The organism is Streptomyces sp. NPDC104307 (genome assembly GCF_055584045.1).
The window spans coordinates 158,993-177,958 of sequence record NZ_JBVJMU010000015.1 but is presented as its reverse complement, the minus strand read 5'-3'; the positions used below and the strand labels follow the sequence as shown (position 1 = coordinate 177,958).

General features: G+C 70.4%; 20 protein-coding genes. 9 read left to right on the top strand and 11 right to left on the bottom strand.

Translation table 11 applies throughout. The features are described from left to right. Nucleotides 1-93 precede the first annotated feature (93 nt). Nucleotides 94-1,665 (top strand): M4 family metallopeptidase, encoded by a 1,572-nt coding sequence (locus ACZ601_RS30195; RefSeq protein WP_469543951.1) that lies wholly within the window; start codon nt 94-96, stop codon nt 1,663-1,665. Between the two features lie 41 nt (nt 1,666-1,706). Here the strand turns inward: ACZ601_RS30195 and ACZ601_RS30190 are convergent, their stop codons facing one another. From ACZ601_RS30190 to ACZ601_RS30175, 4 genes are all read right to left on the bottom strand, one after another. After that, nucleotides 1,707-3,137, bottom strand: a complete 1,431-nt coding sequence (locus tag ACZ601_RS30190) for a M1 family metallopeptidase (protein ID WP_469543948.1) — start codon at nt 3,135-3,137, stop codon at nt 1,707-1,709. Between the two features lie 69 nt (nt 3,138-3,206). Beyond that, nucleotides 3,207-4,355 carry a YncE family protein gene (locus ACZ601_RS30185; protein WP_469543945.1) on the bottom strand — a complete coding sequence of 383 codons (1,149 nt, stop codon included), beginning with the start codon at nt 4,353-4,355 and terminating at the stop codon, nt 3,207-3,209. Between the two features lie 50 nt (nt 4,356-4,405). Next, on the bottom strand, nt 4,406-5,002 hold the full coding sequence (locus ACZ601_RS30180; protein WP_469543942.1) for an ankyrin repeat domain-containing protein: 597 nt from the start codon (nt 5,000-5,002) through the stop codon (nt 4,406-4,408). Between the two features lie 24 nt (nt 5,003-5,026). Then, entirely contained in the window at nt 5,027-5,584 is a 558-nt protein-coding gene (locus ACZ601_RS30175) for a GlcG/HbpS family heme-binding protein (protein ID WP_469543940.1), read from the bottom strand. A 232-nt stretch (nt 5,585-5,816) separates the two neighbouring features. On the opposite strand from ACZ601_RS30175, the gene ACZ601_RS30170 reads away from it, so the two are divergent. Both ACZ601_RS30170 and ACZ601_RS30165 read left to right on the top strand, forming a co-directional pair. Then, nucleotides 5,817-7,088: a sensor histidine kinase gene (locus tag ACZ601_RS30170; protein WP_469543937.1), complete on the top strand. Its 1,272-nt coding sequence runs from the start codon at nt 5,817-5,819 to the stop codon at nt 7,086-7,088. Further along, entirely contained in the window at nt 7,085-7,747 is a 663-nt protein-coding gene (locus tag ACZ601_RS30165; protein WP_469543934.1) for a response regulator, read from the top strand. Before ACZ601_RS30170 ends, ACZ601_RS30165 begins: the two co-directional genes overlap by 4 nt. Before the next feature lie 83 nt (nt 7,748-7,830). On the opposite strand, the gene ACZ601_RS30160 is transcribed toward ACZ601_RS30165, so the two are convergent. Together ACZ601_RS30160 and ACZ601_RS30155 are read right to left on the bottom strand one after the other, a co-directional pair. After that, entirely contained in the window at nt 7,831-8,196 is a 366-nt protein-coding gene (locus ACZ601_RS30160; protein ID WP_469543932.1) for a hypothetical protein, read from the bottom strand. Between the two features lie 14 nt (nt 8,197-8,210). Next, nucleotides 8,211-9,464 (bottom strand): helix-turn-helix domain-containing protein, encoded by a 1,254-nt coding sequence (locus tag ACZ601_RS30155; protein WP_469543931.1) that lies wholly within the window; start codon nt 9,462-9,464, stop codon nt 8,211-8,213. A gap of 342 nt (nt 9,465-9,806) precedes the next feature. Here ACZ601_RS30155 and ACZ601_RS30150 point away from each other — a divergent pair, with 342 nt between their 5' ends. Continuing rightward, a complete protein-coding gene (locus tag ACZ601_RS30150; protein ID WP_469543929.1) occupies nt 9,807-10,202 on the top strand; it encodes a hypothetical protein in 396 nt (131 codons plus the stop codon). On the opposite strand, the gene ACZ601_RS30145 is transcribed toward ACZ601_RS30150, so the two are convergent. Together ACZ601_RS30145 and ACZ601_RS30140 are read right to left on the bottom strand one after the other, a co-directional pair. After that, the gene (locus ACZ601_RS30145) at nt 10,199-10,912 is read right to left on the bottom strand and encodes a class I SAM-dependent methyltransferase (protein WP_469544035.1); all 714 of its coding nucleotides are present in this window, start codon (nt 10,910-10,912) and stop codon (nt 10,199-10,201) included. The genes ACZ601_RS30150 and ACZ601_RS30145 overlap by 4 nt on opposite strands. Further along, complete coding sequence (locus ACZ601_RS30140; protein ID WP_469543926.1) at nt 10,825-12,462, bottom strand: hypothetical protein; 1,638 nt, start codon at nt 12,460-12,462, stop codon at nt 10,825-10,827. The genes ACZ601_RS30145 and ACZ601_RS30140 overlap by 88 nt, the downstream gene beginning before the upstream one ends. A 380-nt stretch (nt 12,463-12,842) precedes the next feature. Between ACZ601_RS30140 and ACZ601_RS30135 the strand changes: the two genes are divergently transcribed. The 4 genes from ACZ601_RS30135 to ACZ601_RS30120 all read left to right on the top strand — a co-directional run bounded on the left by ACZ601_RS30135 (nt 12,843) and on the right by ACZ601_RS30120 (nt 15,546). Further along, nucleotides 12,843-13,115: a hypothetical protein gene (locus ACZ601_RS30135; protein ID WP_469543923.1), complete on the top strand. Its 273-nt coding sequence runs from the start codon at nt 12,843-12,845 to the stop codon at nt 13,113-13,115. 193 nt (nt 13,116-13,308) lie between these two features. After that, complete coding sequence (locus ACZ601_RS30130; RefSeq protein WP_469543921.1) at nt 13,309-14,433, top strand: radical SAM protein; 1,125 nt, start codon at nt 13,309-13,311, stop codon at nt 14,431-14,433. Beyond that, on the top strand, nt 14,430-14,594 hold the full coding sequence (locus ACZ601_RS30125) for a hypothetical protein (protein ID WP_162952559.1): 165 nt from the start codon (nt 14,430-14,432) through the stop codon (nt 14,592-14,594). Before ACZ601_RS30130 ends, ACZ601_RS30125 begins: the two co-directional genes overlap by 4 nt. Before the next feature lie 85 nt (nt 14,595-14,679). Beyond that, entirely contained in the window at nt 14,680-15,546 is an 867-nt protein-coding gene (locus tag ACZ601_RS30120; RefSeq protein WP_469543918.1) for a GNAT family N-acetyltransferase, read from the top strand. Nucleotides 15,547-15,682: 136 nt separating this feature from the next. On the opposite strand, the gene ACZ601_RS30115 is transcribed toward ACZ601_RS30120, so the two are convergent. Further along, nucleotides 15,683-16,210 (bottom strand): DinB family protein, encoded by a 528-nt coding sequence (locus ACZ601_RS30115; protein WP_469543915.1) that lies wholly within the window; start codon nt 16,208-16,210, stop codon nt 15,683-15,685. 99 nt (nt 16,211-16,309) lie between these two features. Beyond that, nucleotides 16,310-17,131, bottom strand: a complete 822-nt coding sequence (locus tag ACZ601_RS30110) for a hypothetical protein (RefSeq protein ID WP_469543912.1) — start codon at nt 17,129-17,131, stop codon at nt 16,310-16,312. A gap of 602 nt (nt 17,132-17,733) precedes the next feature. On the opposite strand from ACZ601_RS30110, the gene ACZ601_RS30105 reads away from it, so the two are divergent. Further along, nucleotides 17,734-18,231: a hypothetical protein gene (locus ACZ601_RS30105; RefSeq protein ID WP_440579161.1), complete on the top strand. Its 498-nt coding sequence runs from the start codon at nt 17,734-17,736 to the stop codon at nt 18,229-18,231. Nucleotides 18,232-18,255: 24 nt separating this feature from the next. On the opposite strand, the gene ACZ601_RS30100 is transcribed toward ACZ601_RS30105, so the two are convergent. After that, nucleotides 18,256-18,963 (bottom strand): pentapeptide repeat-containing protein, encoded by a 708-nt coding sequence (locus tag ACZ601_RS30100; RefSeq protein WP_469543910.1) that lies wholly within the window; start codon nt 18,961-18,963, stop codon nt 18,256-18,258. Nucleotides 18,964-18,966: the final 3 nt, after the last annotated feature.

Below are 18,966 nucleotides of genomic sequence, written 5' to 3'. Positions count from 1 at the left end.
TTGTGAGGTAATTGTTGGTACACCGTCAATGTCGGTCATTCGGTGGCACGCTCTCCGCTCGTAACCCCCCACGGAACGAGCAACGGAGAACCCATGACCCCCCACATGAACACCCGTCGCGCCGCAGCCCTGGCCGCCGTGGCCGCGATGGTCGTCGTCGGAGTGCAGACCGGTACCGCGAACGCCCGGACGGCCGCCCCCGACAACGGCTCCTCCGCCTCCTCCCCCGCCTTCAGTGCCGCCGCCGCGCGCACCACGGCCATCAAGTCGGCTCAGACCGACGCCTCTTCGACCGCCGCCACGCTCAAGCTCGGCGGCAAGGAGAAGCTGATCGCCCGTGACGTGATCAAGGACGCCAAGGGCACCGTCCACACCCGCTACGAGCGCACCTACGCCGGACTGCCCGTCATCGGCGGCGACCTCGTCACCCACACCGCGAGCAACGGCAAGCTCAAGAGCGTCACCCGGGCGACCGACGCCAAGATATCCGTGCCGTCCACGACGGCGAAGATCAAGACGGTGGCCGGCGCCCGCAAGGTCATCTGGGCCGGCGGCTCCAAGCCCGTCCTCGCGCTCCAGTCGGTGAAGACGGGCGTGCAGAAGGACGGCACCCCGAGCCGCAAGCGCATCCTCACCGACGCCACCACCGGCAAGGTCCTGCACAGCTACGAGGAGATCGAGACCGCCGGAGTCGGCAACAGCCAGTACAGCGGCAAGGTGGACCTGTCGACCACCGAGTCCGGTTCCGGCTTCGAGCTGACCGACGGCGACCGGGGCGGCCACAAGACGTACGACCTGAACCAGGGCGAGAGCGGCACCGGCGACCTGGTCACCGACGACGACAACACCTGGGGCGACGGCACCGGCAACGACCGCCAGACCGCCGCGGTCGACGCCCACTACGGCGCCGCCGAGACCTGGGACTTCTACAAGGACGTGCTCGGCCGCGACGGCATCGCGGGCGACGGCAAGGCCGCGTACTCCCGGGTCCACTACGGCGACGCGTACGTCAACGCGTTCTGGGACGACAGCTGCTTCTGCATGACGTACGGCGACGGCGCCGACAACAAGAGCGCCCTCACCGGCCTCGACGTCGCCGGGCACGAGATGAGCCACGGGCTGACCTCGTCCACCGCCAACCTCGACTACGTCGGTGAGTCCGGCGGCCTCAACGAGGCGACCAGCGACATCTTCGGCACCTCGGTGGAGTTCTACGCCGACAACGCCACCGACGTCGGTGACTACCTCATCGGCGAGAAGATCGACATCAACGGCGACGGCACCCCGCTGCGTTACATGGACGAGCCGAGCAAGGACGGCGGCTCGGCCGACTACTGGAGCAGCAGCGTCGGCAACGAGGACGTGCACTACTCGTCCGGTGTCGCCAACCACTTCTTCTACCTGCTGGCCGAGGGCAGCGGCGCGAAGACCATCAACGGCGTCGACTACGACTCCCCGACCTCCGACAACTCCACCGTCACCGGCATCGGCCGGGACAAGGCCATCCAGATCTGGTACAAGGCCCTCTCCGAGTACATGACCTCCTCCACCGACTACGCGGACGCCCGCACCGCGACCGAGAAGGCTGCGACCGACCTCTACGGCGCGGACAGCGCCGAGCTGAAGGCCGTTGACGCCGCCTGGACCGGCGTCAACGTGAAGTAACGCCCGATCCCCGATCGTCCATCCGTTGCTCAGGGAGCCGGTCAGCCGTCCGCGGCGGGCCGGCTCCCGCCGTACAGCCACTTCTTCCACAGTTGCGTCAGGTCCAGCCCCGTCGCCTTCTCCACGTACGCGGTGAAGTCGGCGGTGGTGACGTTGGAGTGCCGGTGGGCCTTCGTCCAGCCCGCGAGCAGCGCGAAGAACTTCTTGTCGTCGTCCACCGCCTCGCGGATCTTGTGGATCACCATGGCGCCCCGCCCGTAGACCGGCGGGTCCGAGATGTTGGACCCGGACGGCGGATCGGCGGGCGGGAAGGCCCAGTTGTCGTCGTCCGCGTAGGCCTCGTCGAACGACTCCTGGGCCGGGGTGTCCTCCTTCTCCTCCTCCCACAGCCACTCCGCGTAGGTCGCCAGGCCCTCGTTGAGCCACATGTCCCGCCAGCTCGCGGGCGTGACCGAGTCACCGAACCACTGGTGCGACATCTCGTGGACGAGCAGCCCGACGCTCGGCGGGCCGGGGAAGAACGGCCGGTTCTGCGTCTCCAGCGCGTACCCGGCGTCGTCCTCTCGCTCGACGATCGCGCCGGTGGCGGAGAACGGGTACGGGCCGAAGTGCTCCGCCTCCCACTTCACGACCTCGGGGACCCGGGCCACGGTCTTGGCGCTCGCCTCCGCCGACTCCGGGTCCACGGCGGTGAACACCGTGATGCCACCCGCCATCGTCGAGGTCTTCGTCTCGAACCGCCCGACGGCCAGGACCGCGAGATAGCTCGCCATCGGCTCCGCGGTGTGCCAGCGGTAGGTGGTGCGGCCGCCCTCCGTCGTCGGCGGCCCGGCCTGCACCCCGTTGGACACCGCCGTCAGCCCCTTGGGCACGGTGACCGACACGTCGTACGTGGCCTTGTCGCTCGGGTGGTTGTTGCCGGGGAACCAGGCCATCGAGCCGGTCGGCTCACCGAGCGCGACGGAGCCGTCGTCGGTCGGCAGCCAGCCCTCCTCCGACTTGTCCGGGTCGGTGATGGTCTTCGGGGAGCCGGAGTAGCGGATGACGGTGTGGAACGTCTCGCCCTTACGGAGCCGGTCCTCGGCCTTCGGATCCGTACGCAGCGTCAGCTCGCTGCCCGCCCGGTTGACGGCGGCCGGCCTGCCCTCCACCGTCGCGGAGTCCACGGTGAGACCGTCGAGGTCGAGGTTGAACGAGCTGAGGTCCTGGGTGGCGCGTGCGGTGATCTCGGCGGTGCCGCGCAGCGTCTGCTCGTCCGGGTCGACATCGAGCGTGAGGCCGTAGTGCGTGACGTCGTAACCGCCGTTGCCGAGCTTGGGGAAGTACGGGTCGCGCACCCCGGGGGCGCCCGGTTTGCCCTCCACCCCGCCGGTACAGGCGGGGGCGAGGAGAGCGAGGGCTAGCAGCAGGACGACCGGAGCGGCCCTGCGGGGTGTGCGTGCCGTGCCGCGTACCGGATGTCGATGATCCACGCCGATGATCCTATGTGCGGAATGTCGGAGTAGGGGGATGCCCGGACCAAGGTTTCCCGGGCCGTGGGTTCAGAGCACCGCGATCCCCAGCGGCCGGTTACCCGCCGCCAGCCGGACCGGAGCCGTGCCACCGGCCAGGTCGACGACGGTGATCCCGTTCCAGTACCCGTCCCGGGTGAAGCCCCCGGTGACGTACGCCGTGCGGCCGTCGGCGGAGACCGCCACGTCCTCGTGCGGACCGTCCAGGGGCACGACGCGTTCGGTGCCGTCGGGGGCGCGGACGGTCAGCGACGCGTCCTCGTCGTCGGACGCGATCGGGCCGGTGCCGACGACGAGCAGCGTGCCGTCGGGGGTCAGCGCCGCGCCGTGCTGGTGGGTGTTGGCCGTCATCCGCTCGACGTCGACCTTCCCGGTGCGCGGGTCGAGAACCGCCAGCCGCTCGCCCTCGAACGGCAGCAGCAGCTTGCCGTCCCCCGGCCGTACGGCCGCGTAGTGCGGCTTCAGCCAGGAGCCGAGACCGCCCTCTGTGCCGTATGGGGCGACCTCCATCCGCCGGGTGCGCAGCGTGTCCGTACGGACGGCGGTCACGTCGAAGGAGTCGTGGCCGGTGGCGTACGCCTCGCCGCCGTCGCGCGAGACGTCCACGTCGAAGGGGCGGCGGCCGACCGGCGCGGTGCCGGTGACCGCGCGGGTGCCGGTGTCGATGACCTCCAGCACCCCGTTCGCGCCGGGCACGTTGACGCCCACGTAGACGTGCCGGCCGTCGGGCGCGAGGGCGATGCCCATGCCGCCGCCCCGGTACTCGCCGGTCGTGACGGGGCCGGTCGCCGTCCGGTACGGGATGCGGGCCGTCCGGGTACGCGTCTTCGTGTCGACGACCGCGACGCCCTCGGCCGTCGCCACCCAGGCCCGGCCGTCCGCGCCGACGACCAGCCCGTACGGGGCGGTGCCGACCTCGACCCGGTCGAACGCGCCGCGCTCCGGATCGACGAACGTCACGGTGTCCCCGCCGAAGTCCGCGACGAGCAGGGTGCCGTCGGGGGTGGTGCCGGCCGCGTTGGTCGGCGCCTTCGCGGCGGAGGGCTTCGCGGTGGGGGCACTCGGGGTGGTGGTCGCGGTGGTGGTCGCGGTGGGCTGGGTGGCGGGCGACCGGTCCGCCGCGCAGCCCACGAGCACCGCCACCGCCGCGAGGGCGACGACCGCGTGACGGGCTTTCACCGGGTGACGGGACTGCCGGGCGGGACGGGGTTGCCCGGCAGGACTGGCCCTCACCGCGCATCCCGCAACAGCGCCGCGATCTCCGCGAAGCCCCGGCGCTCCGCGTGCTCCAGGGCCGTGACCCCGTCGCCGTCCGGCAGCCCCGGCGTCGCACCCGCGGCCAGCAGCAGCTCGACGATCTGCCGGTGTGCCCGGCCGCCGTCGCCGAGGATCACGGCCTCAAGGAGCGCCGTCCAGCCCAGCCGGTTGACGTGGTCGACGTCGATGTCGGTGACCTTGAGCAGCTCCCGTACGTAGGCGACATGGCCGCGCTCGCTCGCCGGGATCAGCGCGATGCCGCCGAACCGGTTGCGGAGCTTCAGATCGGGCCCGGCCGGCAGCAGCGCGTGCAGCATCGGGACGCTGCCGGTGACACCCGTGGCCAGCCAGGGGCTCTCCTCGCGCCGGTCCTGCGCATCGGGGTCGGCGCCCGCCGCGACGAGCAGCCGGGCCACCTCGACGTGCTCTCCGTGGACGGCGAGCAGCAGCGGCGTGCGCAGTTCCTCGTCGCGGACGTCCACCCGGGCGCCGCCCTCGATCGCGGTCCGCACGGAATCGGTGTCGCCGGTGCGTGCGGCGTCGAGCAGCTGCTGATCGAGGGCGTTCATGTGTCTCTCCTGTGTCCGGTCCGGCTACTTGGCGAGGGCGGCGGCGCCGGCCTGGGCGAACTTCTCGTCGAGGTCGCCGCTGGGCGCTCCCGCCACTCCGATGCCCGCGACCGGAGCACCCTTGACCTGCACCGGGGCGCCGCCCGCGAGGAACAGGGTGCCAGGGATGTCCTTGAGGTTCGGGGTCTGGGTCAGCCGCTTGACCAGCTCGGAGGTGGGCGCGTTCCAGGACACGGCGGTGTACGCCTTCTTCTCGGCCGACTCGTACGCCTGCGGGCCCGCGCCGTCGCCGCGCAGGGTGACGATGGTGTTGCCGTTGCGGTCGACGACGGAGACGGCGACCTTCTGGTGCTCCTTCTCCGCCGCGTCCAGGGCTGCCTGCGCGGCCTTCGACGCGGCGTCCACGGTCAGGTGCGTGGACTGCTGGAGGTTCCGGTTCGCGGTGTCGGCCTTGACGGCGGTGGCGGGCGCGGCGGCCGGGGCGGAGGCGTTCGCGGACACGGCGCCGAGGGTGCCGGCCCCGAGGGCGGCGGCGGCGACGGCACCGGTCAGGACGCGGGTGCGCAGCGACATCTTCTTCATGGTGGGCTCCTCTGGAGTGGCCGTAAGTGTTCCTGTGGTCTGTGTTCCATCCTTGGGCCGGACCCGGGGCCGTACGGTCGGCGTACCGGCTGGACCCCGCGCGCGGTACGGCTGACGGCCCCATCGGCCGATCGGTTGATGCGGACCGGGTCGTTCGGGGTGACGATGGAGTGTCCGCGCAGGTCAGCGACAGTGCGCGGAACGGGGCACGGCCGGGAGAAGGGGGTAAGAGATGAAGCGGCGAAGCCACTCTGCGGGCGCAGCCGGGCAATCCGGAGACCCCGACACCCGGGGCCTCTCCGGACATGAGCGGGCCGACCCCGACACCCGCAGCCTCTCCCTGCTCATGCACGCCGCGTTCTTCCTGCTCCTGGGCGCCTCGCTGACCCGGTTCCTGCTGCGTCACCCCGGCGAGGCCCGCACCCCGTGGATCATCGGGCTGTCCGTCGCGCTGGCCGCCCTGTACGTGATCGGGCCGGTGCTCGGCTCCCGCCCGACCCCGCGCAGCCTGCTCTGGCTGGGGGCGCTGGTCGCCGTGTGGATGGTGCTGGTCGTCCTCGCGCCGAGCTTCGCGTGGTGCGCGGTGCCGCTCTTCTACACCGGGCTGCGCATCCTGCCGCCGCGCGCCGCGCTCGCTCTGGTCGCGCTGCTCACCCTGTTCGTCGTCGCCGCGCAACTGCGGCTGGCCGACGGCTTCGACCCGAACCTGATCCTCGCCCCGCCCGCCGTCGCGGCCGTCGCGACCGCCGTCTTCGTCCACATGCAGCGCCAGGCCGCCACGCAGAACGAGCTGATCGACGACCTGCTGCGCACCCGCCGCGAACTGGCCGCCACCGAACGGCGCGAGGGCACCCTCGCGGAGCGCCAGCGGCTCTCCATGGAGATCCACGACACCCTGGCCCAGGGCCTGTCGAGCCAGCAGATGCTGCTCCAGGCAGCGGACCGCACCTGGGACACGGACCCGGCTACCGCCCGCCGCCACATCCGTACCGCCACCGGCATCGCGGAACGCAACCTCGCGGAGGCCCGCCGCTTCGTCCACGACCTGGCCCCGGCGGACCTGGCGGAGGGCGGCGGCCTGGACGCGGCGCTGCACGCGCTCGCCGCCCGCGAGACCGCGCAGGCGCAGGGCAGGCTGACCGTCCGCTGCCACGTCGAGGGCGCACCCGCCGCCGCGCTGCCCGGCCGGGTGCAGTCCGCGCTGCTGCGGATCGCCCAGGGTGCCCTGGCCAACGTGACCGAGCACGCGGGCGCCACCGAGGCCGCCCTGACCCTCACCCACCTCGACGACCGGACCGTCCTCGACATCGCGGACAACGGCCACGGCTTCACGCCCACCGCGTCCACCGAAGCGCGCGGGGTGCGCGGGCACGGGCTGCCCGCGATGCGCGCCCGGCTGAGTCAGCTCGGCGGCACCCTGACCATCGAGTCCGCGCCCGGCGAAGGCACGGTGGTCACGGCCACCGTCCCCCTCACCTCCATCACCCCCGAGGACCCCGAATGACCGCCGCGCCCCCGCCCGCACATCCGCCCGTCCCCACACCCGTCCGCATCCTGCTCTGCGACGACCACGCAGTCGTACGCGCCGGGCTCCTCGCCCTCCTCGGCAGCGAGCCCGACATCGAGGTGGTGGGCGAGGCAGGCAGCGGCGAGGAGGCCGTCGCCCTGGCCACCCGTCTCACCCCCGACGTCGTCCTCATGGACCTCCAGCTGGGCGAGGGCATCGACGGCGTCGCGGCGACCCGCCGGATCGTGGCCTCCACCGACGACGCCCACGTCCTGGTCCTCACCACGTACGACACGGACGCGGACATCACCCGCGCCATCGAGGCCGGCGCCACCGGCTACCTGCTGAAGGCCGAACGCCCCGAGGAGCTTTTCGCCGCGATCCGCTCCGCCGCCCAGGGCCGCACCACCCTCTCGCCGCCCGTCGCCAGCCGCGTCATGGCCCGCATGCGCAAACCGCTGCCCACCCTCACAGAGCGCGAACGCGACATCCTCGGCCAGCTCTCCCGGGGCCTGGGCAACCGCGACATCGCCCGCGCCCTGTTCATCAGCGAGGCCACCGTCAAGACCCACCTGGGCCGCATCTACGACAAGCTCGACGTCGACACCCGCGCCGGCGCGGTAGCCGTGGCGAAGGAGCAGCGGCTGCTGCCGTGAGGGCTGCGGGCTGCGGATGGTCCGGCGTCACCGTGGAGAAGCCCATCGGTCGACGCTCTGCCCCCACCGGCATCCAGCGATGATCAGCTGCACGCCTTCTCGATGGCCTCGAAGATGTCGGCGTCCGTCTCCTGCTGCCAGGACGGCAGGTCGGGCCAGTCCGCTACGTAGCCCGGCTTCGGCTCCTCGAAGTGCTTGAACATCTGCGCCGTCCAGCACATCGCGACGAACCGGCTCTTCTGCTCACGGGACAACCTTGATGTGCGGCCGCCGCTGACTTCGACGAACTGCCGGACCTGGTCGTAGACCGAGCCTGCGGCCTCGCGCTCCCACTGCGGGGTGTCTTCCCACGGGGTGACGTAGCCGGCCTTCGGCTCCCCGGGAAAATGCTGGTGCACTCCCGCGATCCAGGTTTCCCGGAACAGTCGTGCACCCTCGGTCTGCGGCATGCCTACCCCTCTCGTCACGGCGTGCTCAGCGTGGCGATCTCCGCCCCCAGCTCCGCCACGCGGTGGTCGCGGCTCAAGGGACCGAACTCGTCGCACAGGGCTTGGAGTCTACGGGCGACGTACCCGGACGCGGAGGCTCGGGCGAGGTCGATAGCTTCCCCGCCGTACGCCACGACTTGCTCGACGTCCTGTCGCTTCGCGCCGATGGCGGCCAGGTCGGTGAGCACTGCTGCACGTCGCCGGTACGACTGCCCGGATGCAAGGGCCGTCTGCTCCAGGGCATCCTTCAAGGCGTTCTCCGCCAGATCGAGACGGCCGAGCTGTACGTAGCGCGATCCACGTTCCTCGGCCAGCCGCGCACCATCGAACCGAAGCCATCCCCCGTTGACGCTGTCCGCAGTGAGGTCGCGGACGGTCTCCGCCTGATCCATCGCACGCTCGCACGCGTCCAGGTCGCCAAGGCCTGCGTATGCCTCGGCCTGGACGGAAGCGACCCAATACCGAGTAGAGAGGTTGTTGTCCCCCCGCCCGGCCAGTCGCTCGGCCGCGTCGAGCACCTGCGCCGCCTGCCTGTAGCGCTGATCGGACATGTCCACGTAGGCGTGGCGAACGAGCGCGCATGCCCAAAGGTCGTACGCCTCGGCATCCTTGCTGATCGATGCCGCGAGCGAGTACGACGCGGCTGCGTCGGAGTACCGGTTGCTGTCGAACGCCACCTCTCCGGCCAGCTGGAAGAGGTCGGAGGCTGCGTTGAGAAGGGGCCGCGCGCTTCCACGGTGGCCCGCCAACGCCTCGTTCAGTGTCGTCAGCTGGTCACGGACGACGGGGTACACGGAGCCCTTGGATCGGGCCAGTTGGTAGACCTGCCAGAGATGGCTGTTCATGCGTGCGAAGTCGGCGGGCGCCCCACGGCGGACGCCCTCGGTGAGGGCCTCGGCCTCCTCGACCGGCAGGGTGGTAAAGACCCCGCTGACAGTCAGTATGCGGAGGAATTCGCGGCGGATCATTTCGTCGGGGTCTCCCGCGCTCGGGGGGTCACTGGACTGGTGCCCTGCGGCCGTCCGGTCTGCGCCTCGTAGCGGTACCAGGAGAGCGTCCAGCTCTTGGAGGCTGATTTCGAGGGCGGTGGCCAAGGACCTTCGCTGGGTCGGCTGAGGGGCGACTTTGCCGCTTTCCCAGCGGCCGACAGTAGTGCGGTCGACACCGAGTAACTCGGCCAACTTCTCCTGACTGTAGCCCAGGGCCCTGCGTCGTTCCGCCAGTCCCATGGCGCCGCCTTCCCGCGGTTTCGGGGCCTTCAGAGCCCGTGCACGGACCTGCGGCAAGACTGCCGCATGGATGCCGTGGAGACCTCGGACTTCGCGCGCTTTCCTGGATGTTGCCCCAGACGAGCTGCGGGATTCACAGAGGAGTTCGGTCATGACGACGAGAGACAAGGCTCTGGCGCACGAGCCGGAAGGAAAGGCGCAGACGCAGGTCCTGGGCTCTGCACCGAGAGCCCTCATGACGCTCCGGGTCTCCCGCGACTCCGGCCGGACTTGGGGCCAGGTGGCAGAGGTACAGGAAGACGAGGTCCCCATGGCCCTCGACAACCCCGGTCGCTTCCCGCCATGCACGTGCCCGCGCTGCAGGGACCACTCCCCGCACCTTGGAGCCTCCTCTCGGGTGACGTCATGATGCGGTGCGCGCACTGGCGCCGGGTGCCCCTCGACCTGGCACGGGAAGCACGGGAGAAGTCGGCCGCCACGTACGTCGACCGGGCGGTGCAGTGCCAGATGTCCGCGCACGACGACAGCGACCACTTCGGTCTTCTCACCGACGCCTGCGCGTACGGGACCGCGCTGTGGCTCCGCTGGCACGGGACGGACGAGGCGCAACTCGTCGTGCTGCCGGACTGCGCGGCAGTCGCCCCGGGTCCTGACGGTGAGGGCTGCTGTCTGTTCGCCGGGCACGCCGAGCAGCACACCTGGGAAGACGCCCTGGAGGAGGCATCGTGCACCAGCTAATCTTGATCCCGCACAAGACCCGGCGGCCTCGATTGGGGTGCGCGATCACCGTTCTTTCGGCATACGAGCATGCCGCCCAGGCAAGTGATACGAAAAGAGCCCTCTGCCTGAATGGTCTCGTTGACGCGCTCCCGCGCGCGCTCGATCGTATCCCCGAACGGAACGCCCATCTTGTCGGCCCAGGCTTCGTACGAGGCCAAGTGCGCGACGACCGGTTCAGCGTCGGTCACCTCGATCACCCCTGGAAGGGGGATCGTGCGGATCTCACCGAAGACCGTACCGAGGATCGCCGGAGCGTCCTCCAGGGTAAATCGGGCGGACAACTGCACGCGGGCCGGGCCCTCCTGGATGCCCAGCACATCGCCTGCGGCCCGGCGCCAAAGGTGCTCCAGTTCCCGTTTGTCGGTCTGGCTGTTCGTGGAGACGATCGCGATGCCGCCGGGTGCCAGGACACGGCCCAACTCCCGTACGGCCTTGGCCTGGTCTTGGACGTGATACAGCATGTGCAGCGCAAGAACCGCGCCGAGGACTCCATCCGCTATGGGCAGCTGTTGGACGTCCGCAACGACTGCTCCGGGGATGGCGCCGAGGATGCCGTGAGAGACGTCCATGGGCAGCACGTTCAGGTCGGGACGGTCGTCCCGCACCCGGGCGACGAACTTCCCGTTACCGCAACCCACGTCGGCGACGACACCGCGTACGTCGGCCAGTTCGTCCACAACGATGCCCGGAAGGTCGTGGCTCGGGGTCTGCCACTGGTAGAGGGACTGACGAGCAGCCAGGTGCTTACCCGTGCCGTACGCCTTGGTGGAAAGAAGGCTGCGATCGGTGACCAAATGATCTTGTGCGGGCCGGGCGGCCATCGGGACTCCGTAGGATTGCTGGCGAGAGCGGGCCGGACGGTCACTTCGTGAATGTGCGCGCGGAGATCGACTGCCGACTGTGCGCCACGGTACGGCTCGCTTCCGAGGAGCGCGGCCAGATTGCGAAGCCTGATGGTGATGCTCGCCGTGTATCCCTCGGCGGTGAACACCTCCGAGAGCTTCACACCAGCTCCCTCGACTTCACCGCTGGCAAGGTAGGCCGTGGCCAGGTCCAGATGGGCGGCCTGTAGATCGCCGGGGGAGCGGTCGCCTTCCGGCCCGGACTGGTACAGCTCCACGGCGCGATTGGACGCGCTTATAGCGTGCCGGATCTGCTCATCGCCCCCGCCGGCCAACAGAGTTGTCCCGGCGTAGGCCCACTGCTTGGCCTCGGGAAACGAGAAGACCCCGGGCAGCTCGTCGGGTCCCGCAGCGCCCCGCGCCTCATGGGCCAGTGCAAGTACCCGCAGCGCGCTGCGGTTGTCCCCTGCGGCTGCGCGGGCTCGTGCCTCCAAGCTCAGCAGCCGAGCCTTGATCGTTCCCGTACCGGGGCCTCGGCCCTCGTTCTGCCCGGCCTGCGCAAGGTCTCCTGCCTTCCGGTAGTCCCCCGCCCAGTAGGCGGCCAGTGACTGGAACGACCGCGCCCATGCCCGTAACGGTGAATGCTCCGAGATCTCCGCGCACTGCACCACAGTGCGGACATGCGTAGCTGCGGCGGAGCGATCCCCCAGGTCAAGCGACACATGGGCCGCAAGACCGGATAGCCACCCCGCGACCACATACAGGTGACGGGTCTGACTGGGGCGCTGCCGACCCTCCAGCAACTGGAACACGCCACCCTGAGCTGTGCGAATCTCCGGGATCAGAAAAGGCAGGGGCCGGCTGACGAAGTCCCGGGCAAGTCGTTCAACATCAGCATCGAACTGATCCAGTACGAGCGTGTTGACGTTGGTCTCCGCTGCGTGACGAGCGAGCTTGGCAGAGAGCTCCGTATCGGCGGCTGAGGATCGGGCATCATCGTCCGCCCCCGGTAGTCCGGCGACAAGCGGTTCGACGGCTGAGGTCGCCGCCTTGGCCGGTTCGCGGGGCATGGCCGTCAGGCTGGGCGGTGTCTCCCAGGAGCGTCGGGCAAGTCCGAGCATGTGTCCGGGGATGCGCAGCCCGTCAGAGATCCGTTCGATCACGTCCATGTGCAGCAACTGCCGTCGCCCGGCGATCACCTCGCCCACGCGGCTCGGGGTCAGGTCGCAGCGGCGCGCGATCATCGACGGATAGATACCTGCTCGTGCCTTGACCAGCTGAAAGATGCGGCCGCAGTCCCTGACCTGGCATGCCTCGATCATCACTGGGTCCGTGAGCAGGCTGACCGGGAGTTCCTTCGAGCGTGGCTCGGGCATCGGGCACGCTCCGACGTGAGGGTTACGGATCACTGCTCTTGGCCAACCGAGGGTGATGTTACCCAGGTTGGGTAACCCGCTTGGCCTTTCTGGCCGGGCCTGCGGACCGCGATGCTCCTGACCATGGCGAACGGACAGGACGACGTACGGATGACGTTGCGGGTCTCCCGCGACTCCGGCCAGACGTGGGGGCCTCTCGCGGAGGTACTCGTGGGCGAAGACCCGGTAGCCCCGGAGGACCCGGGGCGCTTCCCGTCGTGCGTCTGCTCCCGGTGCTCGCAGCAAGAACGGAATGCCGTCGCATCCTTCCGGATGGGGTCATGATGCGGTGCGCGCACTGGCGTCGGGTGCCCCTCGGCCTGGCACGGGAAGCGCGGGAGATGTCGGCCGCCCCGTACGTCGACAGGGCGGTGCAGTGCCAACTGTCCGCGCACGACGAGAGTGAGCACTTCGGTCTCCTCACCGACGCCTGCGCGTACGGGACCGCGCTGTGGCTCCGCTGGCACGGGACGGACGAGGCGCAACTCGTCGTGCTGCCGGACTGCGCGGCAGTCGCCCCGGGTCCTGACGGTGAGGGCTGCTGTCTGTTCGCCGGGCACGCCGAACAGCACACCTGGGAAGACGCCCTGGACGAGGTCTCGTGCACCGGCTGATCGCGAGTCCGCACAAGACGCAGCGCCCTCGCTCGCCTCGCGACGAACAGTGCGGGGACTGCGGCGGCAGCGGCGCCAACTCGTCCGGCAAAACCTGCGGCACCTGCGACGGGCTGGGCGAGATCCACTGCCGCACCGGCCGCCAGGAGCACCATGCACTGTCCCGCTCCGTGATCCGGAAGGAGGGCCACCGATGGCCCACGCTCTGATCGCCTCCCCGTTCCTCGACGGACACCTTCTTCTCAAGCCTGGAGCACGGGCCGGTGCCCGCATCTCCGCCAACCACTTCGAGAGCCTGCGCCAGGCCGCCATCGGCGGTGGGTCGCTTCCCACCTGGGCGGTGCAGACCGCCGCCGACATGTGGGGCCTCGACCTGGACGGCCGGACCGCGCAGGGCACCGTGCTGGTACGCGAGCCGTCCTCGTACGGCTATTGCCGCGCCTCCTGGGAGATCAACCTCGGCTGTAACTTCGGCTGCAAGCACTGCTACCTCGGCGAGCGCCCCTTCTCCGGCCTCGGCTGGGACGACAAGGTGCGACTGCTCGACATCATGCGCGAGGCCGGTGTCCTCTGGCTCCAGATCACCGGCGGCGAGCCCACCATGGACCCCCATTTCCAGGGTGCCTACCGGTACGCCTGGCAGACCGGGATGATGCTCACCATCTCCACCAACGGCTCGCTGCTCTGGCGGCCCGACCTCCTCAAGCTCTTCCGGGACTGCCCGCCCTACCGGCTGGTCGTCAGCATGTACGGGGCGAGTGAGGAGTCCTTCGACACGCTCACTCAGCGACGCGGGGCGTGGAAGGCGTTCCGGCGCGGCGTGGACGCCGCCCGTGGAGCGGGGCTGCCGCTGCGGATCAACGTCGTGGTGACCGAGGACAGCGCCTCCGAGGCCGACGAGATGGCCGCCTTGGCCGACGCGTGGAACGTCGAGAACCACGCGTACACGAACATGACGCCCACGATCTACGGCGGAGGAGAGCCGCTGCTCGCCCAGTCCGCCGCGCACCTGCGGCAGCGCAAGCCGTTCGCCGGCTGCAACGCGGGACACACGTTCTTCCATGCCGATCCGCACGCCAAGGTCTCGATCTGCAAGGTCGGCCGCGACGACCAGATCGATCTGATGGCCGAAGGCATCGATGGCCTCACCCGGCTCGGCGCCATTGCCGATCGCCTCATGCTTCGCACCGGTGGGTGCGAGGGCTGCGCCCTGTCCGGCACCTGCCGGGTCTGCCGCCCCCTGGCCAAGCACTACCAGGAGGCCAAGGCGCCGCTGCACAGCTACTGCCAGCACGGAGACAAGGAGAACGCCTCATGACCCCACCCGTACCGGTGACCATCCTTCCCGGTCCGCCGGCCTCGGCCCGCCGCGCGGCCCCGCCCGTCGCAACCGCGTCGATCACCGCCGTACAGGACCTCGACGTGATCGTGGAGAGCGCGGAGTGCTCCTGCGACGCGGGTGACGACAACCCCCACTGACCGACACCACCGTCAACTCCGCTCAGGCCCCGGCGTACTCGCGTCGGGCCTGAGCCCTGCCCGTCCCACCGCTAGGGTGCTGCGCATGTTCTTCCGCTGGGACTGGCTCCGGCCCCAACTGACCGCACCGATCGTGCCGACCCTCGGTCCCGTCCACCCCGACGCCCTTACCGTCGGCATCTTCGAGGACGTTCTGCGGGCAGCCGACACCGGAAACTTCCTGCCCTACGACAAAGACCGGCGCTGGAGCGGCGAGAAGGACGAGAAAGCCCTCCGCGAAGTCGTGGTCCATCGGCCCGAGTGCACCCTCGTCCCCACCCTCACCCGGCGCGGGCGCGGCACGGTGAAGGTCTTCGCCTACGGGCTCTGCGACAGCGTCGTGGAGGAGGCCGCCGAGCTGGCCGCGAAGCTCGCCGCCACGCACGACGTCGTCAACGCCTGGGTCGTACGCCCCCTCGGTCCCGATACCGCACACCCGCACGGCACCCGCATCCAGTTGAAGGACTTCACCACCGGCCCCTGCCCCGACCCCGACGGCCCGGTCCGGCCCGTCACCGACTGGCCCGCCTCCGTGCAGGAGACCTTCGCTCCCTTCGCCCAAACCATGGCCGCCGATGGCCTGACCTTCCTCCACGCCCGGATGCAGACCGGCCGGTGCGGCCCGGTGCTCTCCGCTGCCGTCGACGGCCGCATCGTGGGTGCGATCGGCCCGATGGAAGTGCTCCCCGATGCCATCGGACGCCCCCAGCTCATGCCCCAGTACTTCGCTGTCCTGCCCGAGACTCGGGGCCGGGGACTGGGTCGCGTCCTGTGGCGGGCAGCGATGCGCTGGGGCGAGTCCCACGGCGCCGCCTATCAGCTCCTCCAGACCGAAGCCGACGGTCCCTCGGATCGGCTGTGCCAATCCGAAGGACTCGCCTCCCTCGGCTTCACCCGCACCACGTCCGCGTAGTTCCGGACAGCGTCACCCCTTCTTGTCAGCTGCCCCCGGCATCGAGGTGGCGGGCGAGGCAGGCAGCGGCGAGGAGGCCGTCGCCCTGGCCACCCGCCTCACCCCCCGACGTCGTCCTCCCGCCAGGTGCCTGCGGCTACTCCCCCGTTTCGCCGTCGATGAGTTCCCGCGCCACGTCGAGGTGGCCGATGTGACGGGCGTACTCCTGAAACAAGTGGAAGAGGATGCGCCCCAGCACGGGGGGTTGCCCGCCCTCGGGGAAGCGTCCGCCGGTCCTGGCCGGGGTATGCAGGCCCACACCGGCGGACAGGGCGCGGCTCGCCGCCGCCTCCCGCTCGAAACGTGCCCACACCTCTGCGACTGCCAACTCCTCGGGCACGTGCCACTCGGCCTGCTCCCCGCCCTGCGGGTAGGGCGGGACGTCCTCTGCGGCGAACCCCCACCGCATCCAGCGTCGCTCCACCCAGCCGAGGTGCTGCACGAGACCCAGCGGCGACCATCCCAGGGGAGCCACAGGGGCTCTCAGGAACTCCTGCGGCAGTCCGTCGCATTTGCGTCGCAGCGTGTCGCGGAACCAGTCGAGGTACGCGGGCAGCAGTGCCCCCGGGTCCTCGACATCGGCACCGGGACCTGTGAAGAGTTCACGTTGCGCCGAGGGTTCCATGCGTCTCCTCGCCTCGTCGGCCGTAGCCGTTCTCCCTGCCGTGCGCTGCCGTGTCGATGATGTCCGAGATCGACGGAACGGCACAGACGTGCGACGGCGTCACCCGCGTCCGCGCTCGGCGCGGGGTACGAGTCCGGCGCGTACGGCGCTCATCCTGGCGCGTACGCCGTGGTCGGGGACGGCGTCTGCGGGGCCGGTGGGGGCGGGTTCCGGGTTGCCCCGGCAGTTTCCGCACAGTCCGCCGGGCATGGCTTGCGCACTGCCGGGGGCACGGCACTCGCGACATTCGAGGGTGCGCAGGACGACTCGGGGGGTGGAGGAGGCTTCGCGTACGGGTGGGAGTTTGTCGAGGAGGCGTCGACGGAGGAGGGCTGCGGGGTGGTGGATGGGTGAGGGCAGGCCGTCGGTCAGGGCGTGGAGGACTTCAGGCTCGGTGGCGCCGCGTGCGAACCATTCGCTGACCTGCGGTTCGAGTGCGGCGCAGTCCGCCTGGGAGAGCGTGAGCGTGGGGGTGTGGCGTCCGAGGGCGGCGAGCAGGATGAACGAGCGCGAACGGGTGGGCCGTTGGGCTGGTTGCGGCGGTGCGTCGCCCCGGATGAAAGCGTCCCACCACTCATCCCCGCGTGAGGTGCGGGAGAAGAACGTCCGGGTGACCCAGAGCAGGGCTTCTTCGGTCGCAACGCATTCGCTGCCCCGGCGCAGGTGACCCGCCTCCTGGAGCCGGTTCAACGTCGTCCGCAGCGCGCACTGGCCGTACGGAAGCACTTTGGCGAGGGTCTTCACGGAGATGTCGGCACCGTCGCACAGGCCGTCGATGTACGCGGCGACGGCGCCGTCACGGGGCAGGAGGTGAGCGAAGTCCGAGGCGCTACGGGCACGTTGGCCGGGCGCGGAACGCTTGCCGTACCCGGGATTGGCCATCGGGTGATCAAGCGTGGGAACAGGGGCAGCACTAAGCTGGCCGGCAGCCATCAGATCGGGCCTAACGATCGAAGTGGTCAGGCCCCTGTTAGGTGTTTCTGCACCGATGGGGGCCGACTTGGTTCTGCTGACGCTAGAGCGCGACTACCGTCCGTGGCAAGTCGATCGCGAAAAGTCAACCCTCAAGGCAGGGAGGGTGGGTGGGCATTCAATCCCGCCACCCATTCCACTGAAAGAGCGCTCGGAACTCGACGCTTGAGCCCCGAGCGTGAGCTGCGAAGAAGGAGCAGCGCGGCGCACACCCAGCCGGTCGGCCGCCCGCGAAGGAGAACGAGGACAAGAACGGACGCGACGCGCCCGACAGCCGTAGTGCCGCCTGGGACGTGTCCGCCTCCGCCATCGCACCGCCCCCCGGAACCCGGCACACGGGCACGTTGTTCGTGCCGGGCGTGCGGGGCGTCCGGGGAGGCCAGGCGCCCGTTTGATCAACGCCGTGGGCCGCGTGGCTGCGCCGCCCCGGCCCCGGTCCTGGTAACGGCCCCGGCCAGGGCCCCGATCCCGCCGCGGCGCGAGCGACACGCCGGGCATGACACCATCGAACCGTGCTCGATATCGGCTACTCCCTCTCCCGGCGCTTCCCCGATCCCCCGCAGACCGACTACCGCCGAGCGGACGTCCACGCGCTGCGGCACGATCTGTTCTCCGGAGACGTCTACCTCGCGGACACCAAGGAGGACCGCGAGGTATCCACAGGCTGGGGATGGGTGCCGGTGCTCGACTTCGCCTGGGCCCTGTGCGACATCGTCGAGCAGCTCGACCAGGACCCCCGGGGCAACCGCTCGCACCGCCGCCAGTTCGCGGAGCTCGACTTCACCGAGTCGTCCGACCGGATGCTCTTCGAGCGCCGATTCGGCTGGGTCGACGTCGAGGCCGACTGGATGCCCGCAGAGGAAGCCCCGCTCACCTTCAACCACGCGCTGCTGCGCCGCGAGGCCCGCGACTTCCTGCACGACCTGATCGCGGACCTGGCCGACATGCACGAGGGCCTCGCCGACAACCCGGTGGTCTGGGACCTCCAGGCCCGCTTCCCCCGCCTCTGACCGGGCCCCCTCCTCAGCGCGTGTTCACGCCTCCACCCGCACCCCGATCTGCGCCGCGAACGCCGGGGCCAGCTCCATCAGCTGGGACGGACTGATCACCGCACCCGCCAGCCGCTCCACCCCGCGCGCGATGTCCAGCTCCGCGACCGTCCGCAGATCCACCGACTCCATCCGTACCGCACTGAAATCGGCCCGCTTCAGCACACAGTCCCGGAACTCCACCCGGTCCAGCTGCGCGCCCCCGAAATCCGGCTCGGACAGCACACAGCCCTCGAAGACCACGTCCTTCAGCCGGGCCTTCCGCAGATTCAGGTAGTCGATCTTCCCGCCCCGCACCAGCACCCGTTCCAGCACCGCGCCGTGCATCTGCACCCCGCCCAGGCGCGCGTCCACCAGCTCCACGTCACGCAGCGACGCCCCGGCGAGATCCGTGCCCACCCCCCGTACGCCCGTCAGCACCGAATCGATGAAGCGGGCCCTGACCAGCTCCGTACGGTCCAGCGCGCAGCCCTCCAGCGCACAGTCCATGAACCGGGCGCCCGGACCCGACTCGTCCGCCAGGTCCACGGACTCGAAGCGCACCCCGTCGTAATCCCCGTCCGGCTCAAGGCCCTCGCCGCCGTACGGTTCCAGCGGCGGCAGCCGCACCTCCGGGCGCCGCGCCGCCGCGACCCCGTCCTTGCCGCCCCGGCCCCTGCCGCTCCCCTGACCACTACCGCTGCTGCGCACCATGCC

Bases quoted from the DNA above. Each gene is read 5' to 3' on its own strand.
- ACZ601_RS30195 (WP_469543951.1), top strand. From the start codon at position 94: ATGACCCCCCACATGAACACCCGTCGCGCCGCAGCCCTGGCCGCCGTG.
- ACZ601_RS30180 (WP_469543942.1), bottom strand. From the start codon at position 5,002: ATGAACGCCCTCGATCAGCAGCTGCTCGACGCCGCACGCACCGGCGAC.
- ACZ601_RS30175 (WP_469543940.1), bottom strand. From the start codon at position 5,584: ATGAAGAAGATGTCGCTGCGCACCCGCGTCCTGACCGGTGCCGTCGCC.
- ACZ601_RS30170 (WP_469543937.1), top strand. From the start codon at position 5,817: ATGAAGCGGCGAAGCCACTCTGCGGGCGCAGCCGGGCAATCCGGAGAC.
- ACZ601_RS30165 (WP_469543934.1), top strand. From the start codon at position 7,085: ATGACCGCCGCGCCCCCGCCCGCACATCCGCCCGTCCCCACACCCGTC.
- ACZ601_RS30160 (WP_469543932.1), bottom strand. From the start codon at position 8,196: ATGCCGCAGACCGAGGGTGCACGACTGTTCCGGGAAACCTGGATCGCG.
- ACZ601_RS30155 (WP_469543931.1), bottom strand. From the start codon at position 9,464: ATGGGACTGGCGGAACGACGCAGGGCCCTGGGCTACAGTCAGGAGAAG.
- ACZ601_RS30150 (WP_469543929.1), top strand. From the start codon at position 9,807: ATGCACGTGCCCGCGCTGCAGGGACCACTCCCCGCACCTTGGAGCCTC.
- ACZ601_RS30140 (WP_469543926.1), bottom strand. From the start codon at position 12,462: ATGCCCGAGCCACGCTCGAAGGAACTCCCGGTCAGCCTGCTCACGGAC.
- ACZ601_RS30135 (WP_469543923.1), top strand. From the start codon at position 12,843: ATGTCGGCCGCCCCGTACGTCGACAGGGCGGTGCAGTGCCAACTGTCC.
- ACZ601_RS30130 (WP_469543921.1), top strand. From the start codon at position 13,309: ATGGCCCACGCTCTGATCGCCTCCCCGTTCCTCGACGGACACCTTCTT.
- ACZ601_RS30125 (WP_162952559.1), top strand. From the start codon at position 14,430: ATGACCCCACCCGTACCGGTGACCATCCTTCCCGGTCCGCCGGCCTCG.
- ACZ601_RS30120 (WP_469543918.1), top strand. From the start codon at position 14,680: ATGTTCTTCCGCTGGGACTGGCTCCGGCCCCAACTGACCGCACCGATC.
- ACZ601_RS30115 (WP_469543915.1), bottom strand. From the start codon at position 16,210: ATGGAACCCTCGGCGCAACGTGAACTCTTCACAGGTCCCGGTGCCGAT.
- ACZ601_RS30110 (WP_469543912.1), bottom strand. From the start codon at position 17,131: ATGGCCAATCCCGGGTACGGCAAGCGTTCCGCGCCCGGCCAACGTGCC.
- ACZ601_RS30100 (WP_469543910.1), bottom strand. From the start codon at position 18,963: ATGGTGCGCAGCAGCGGTAGTGGTCAGGGGAGCGGCAGGGGCCGGGGC.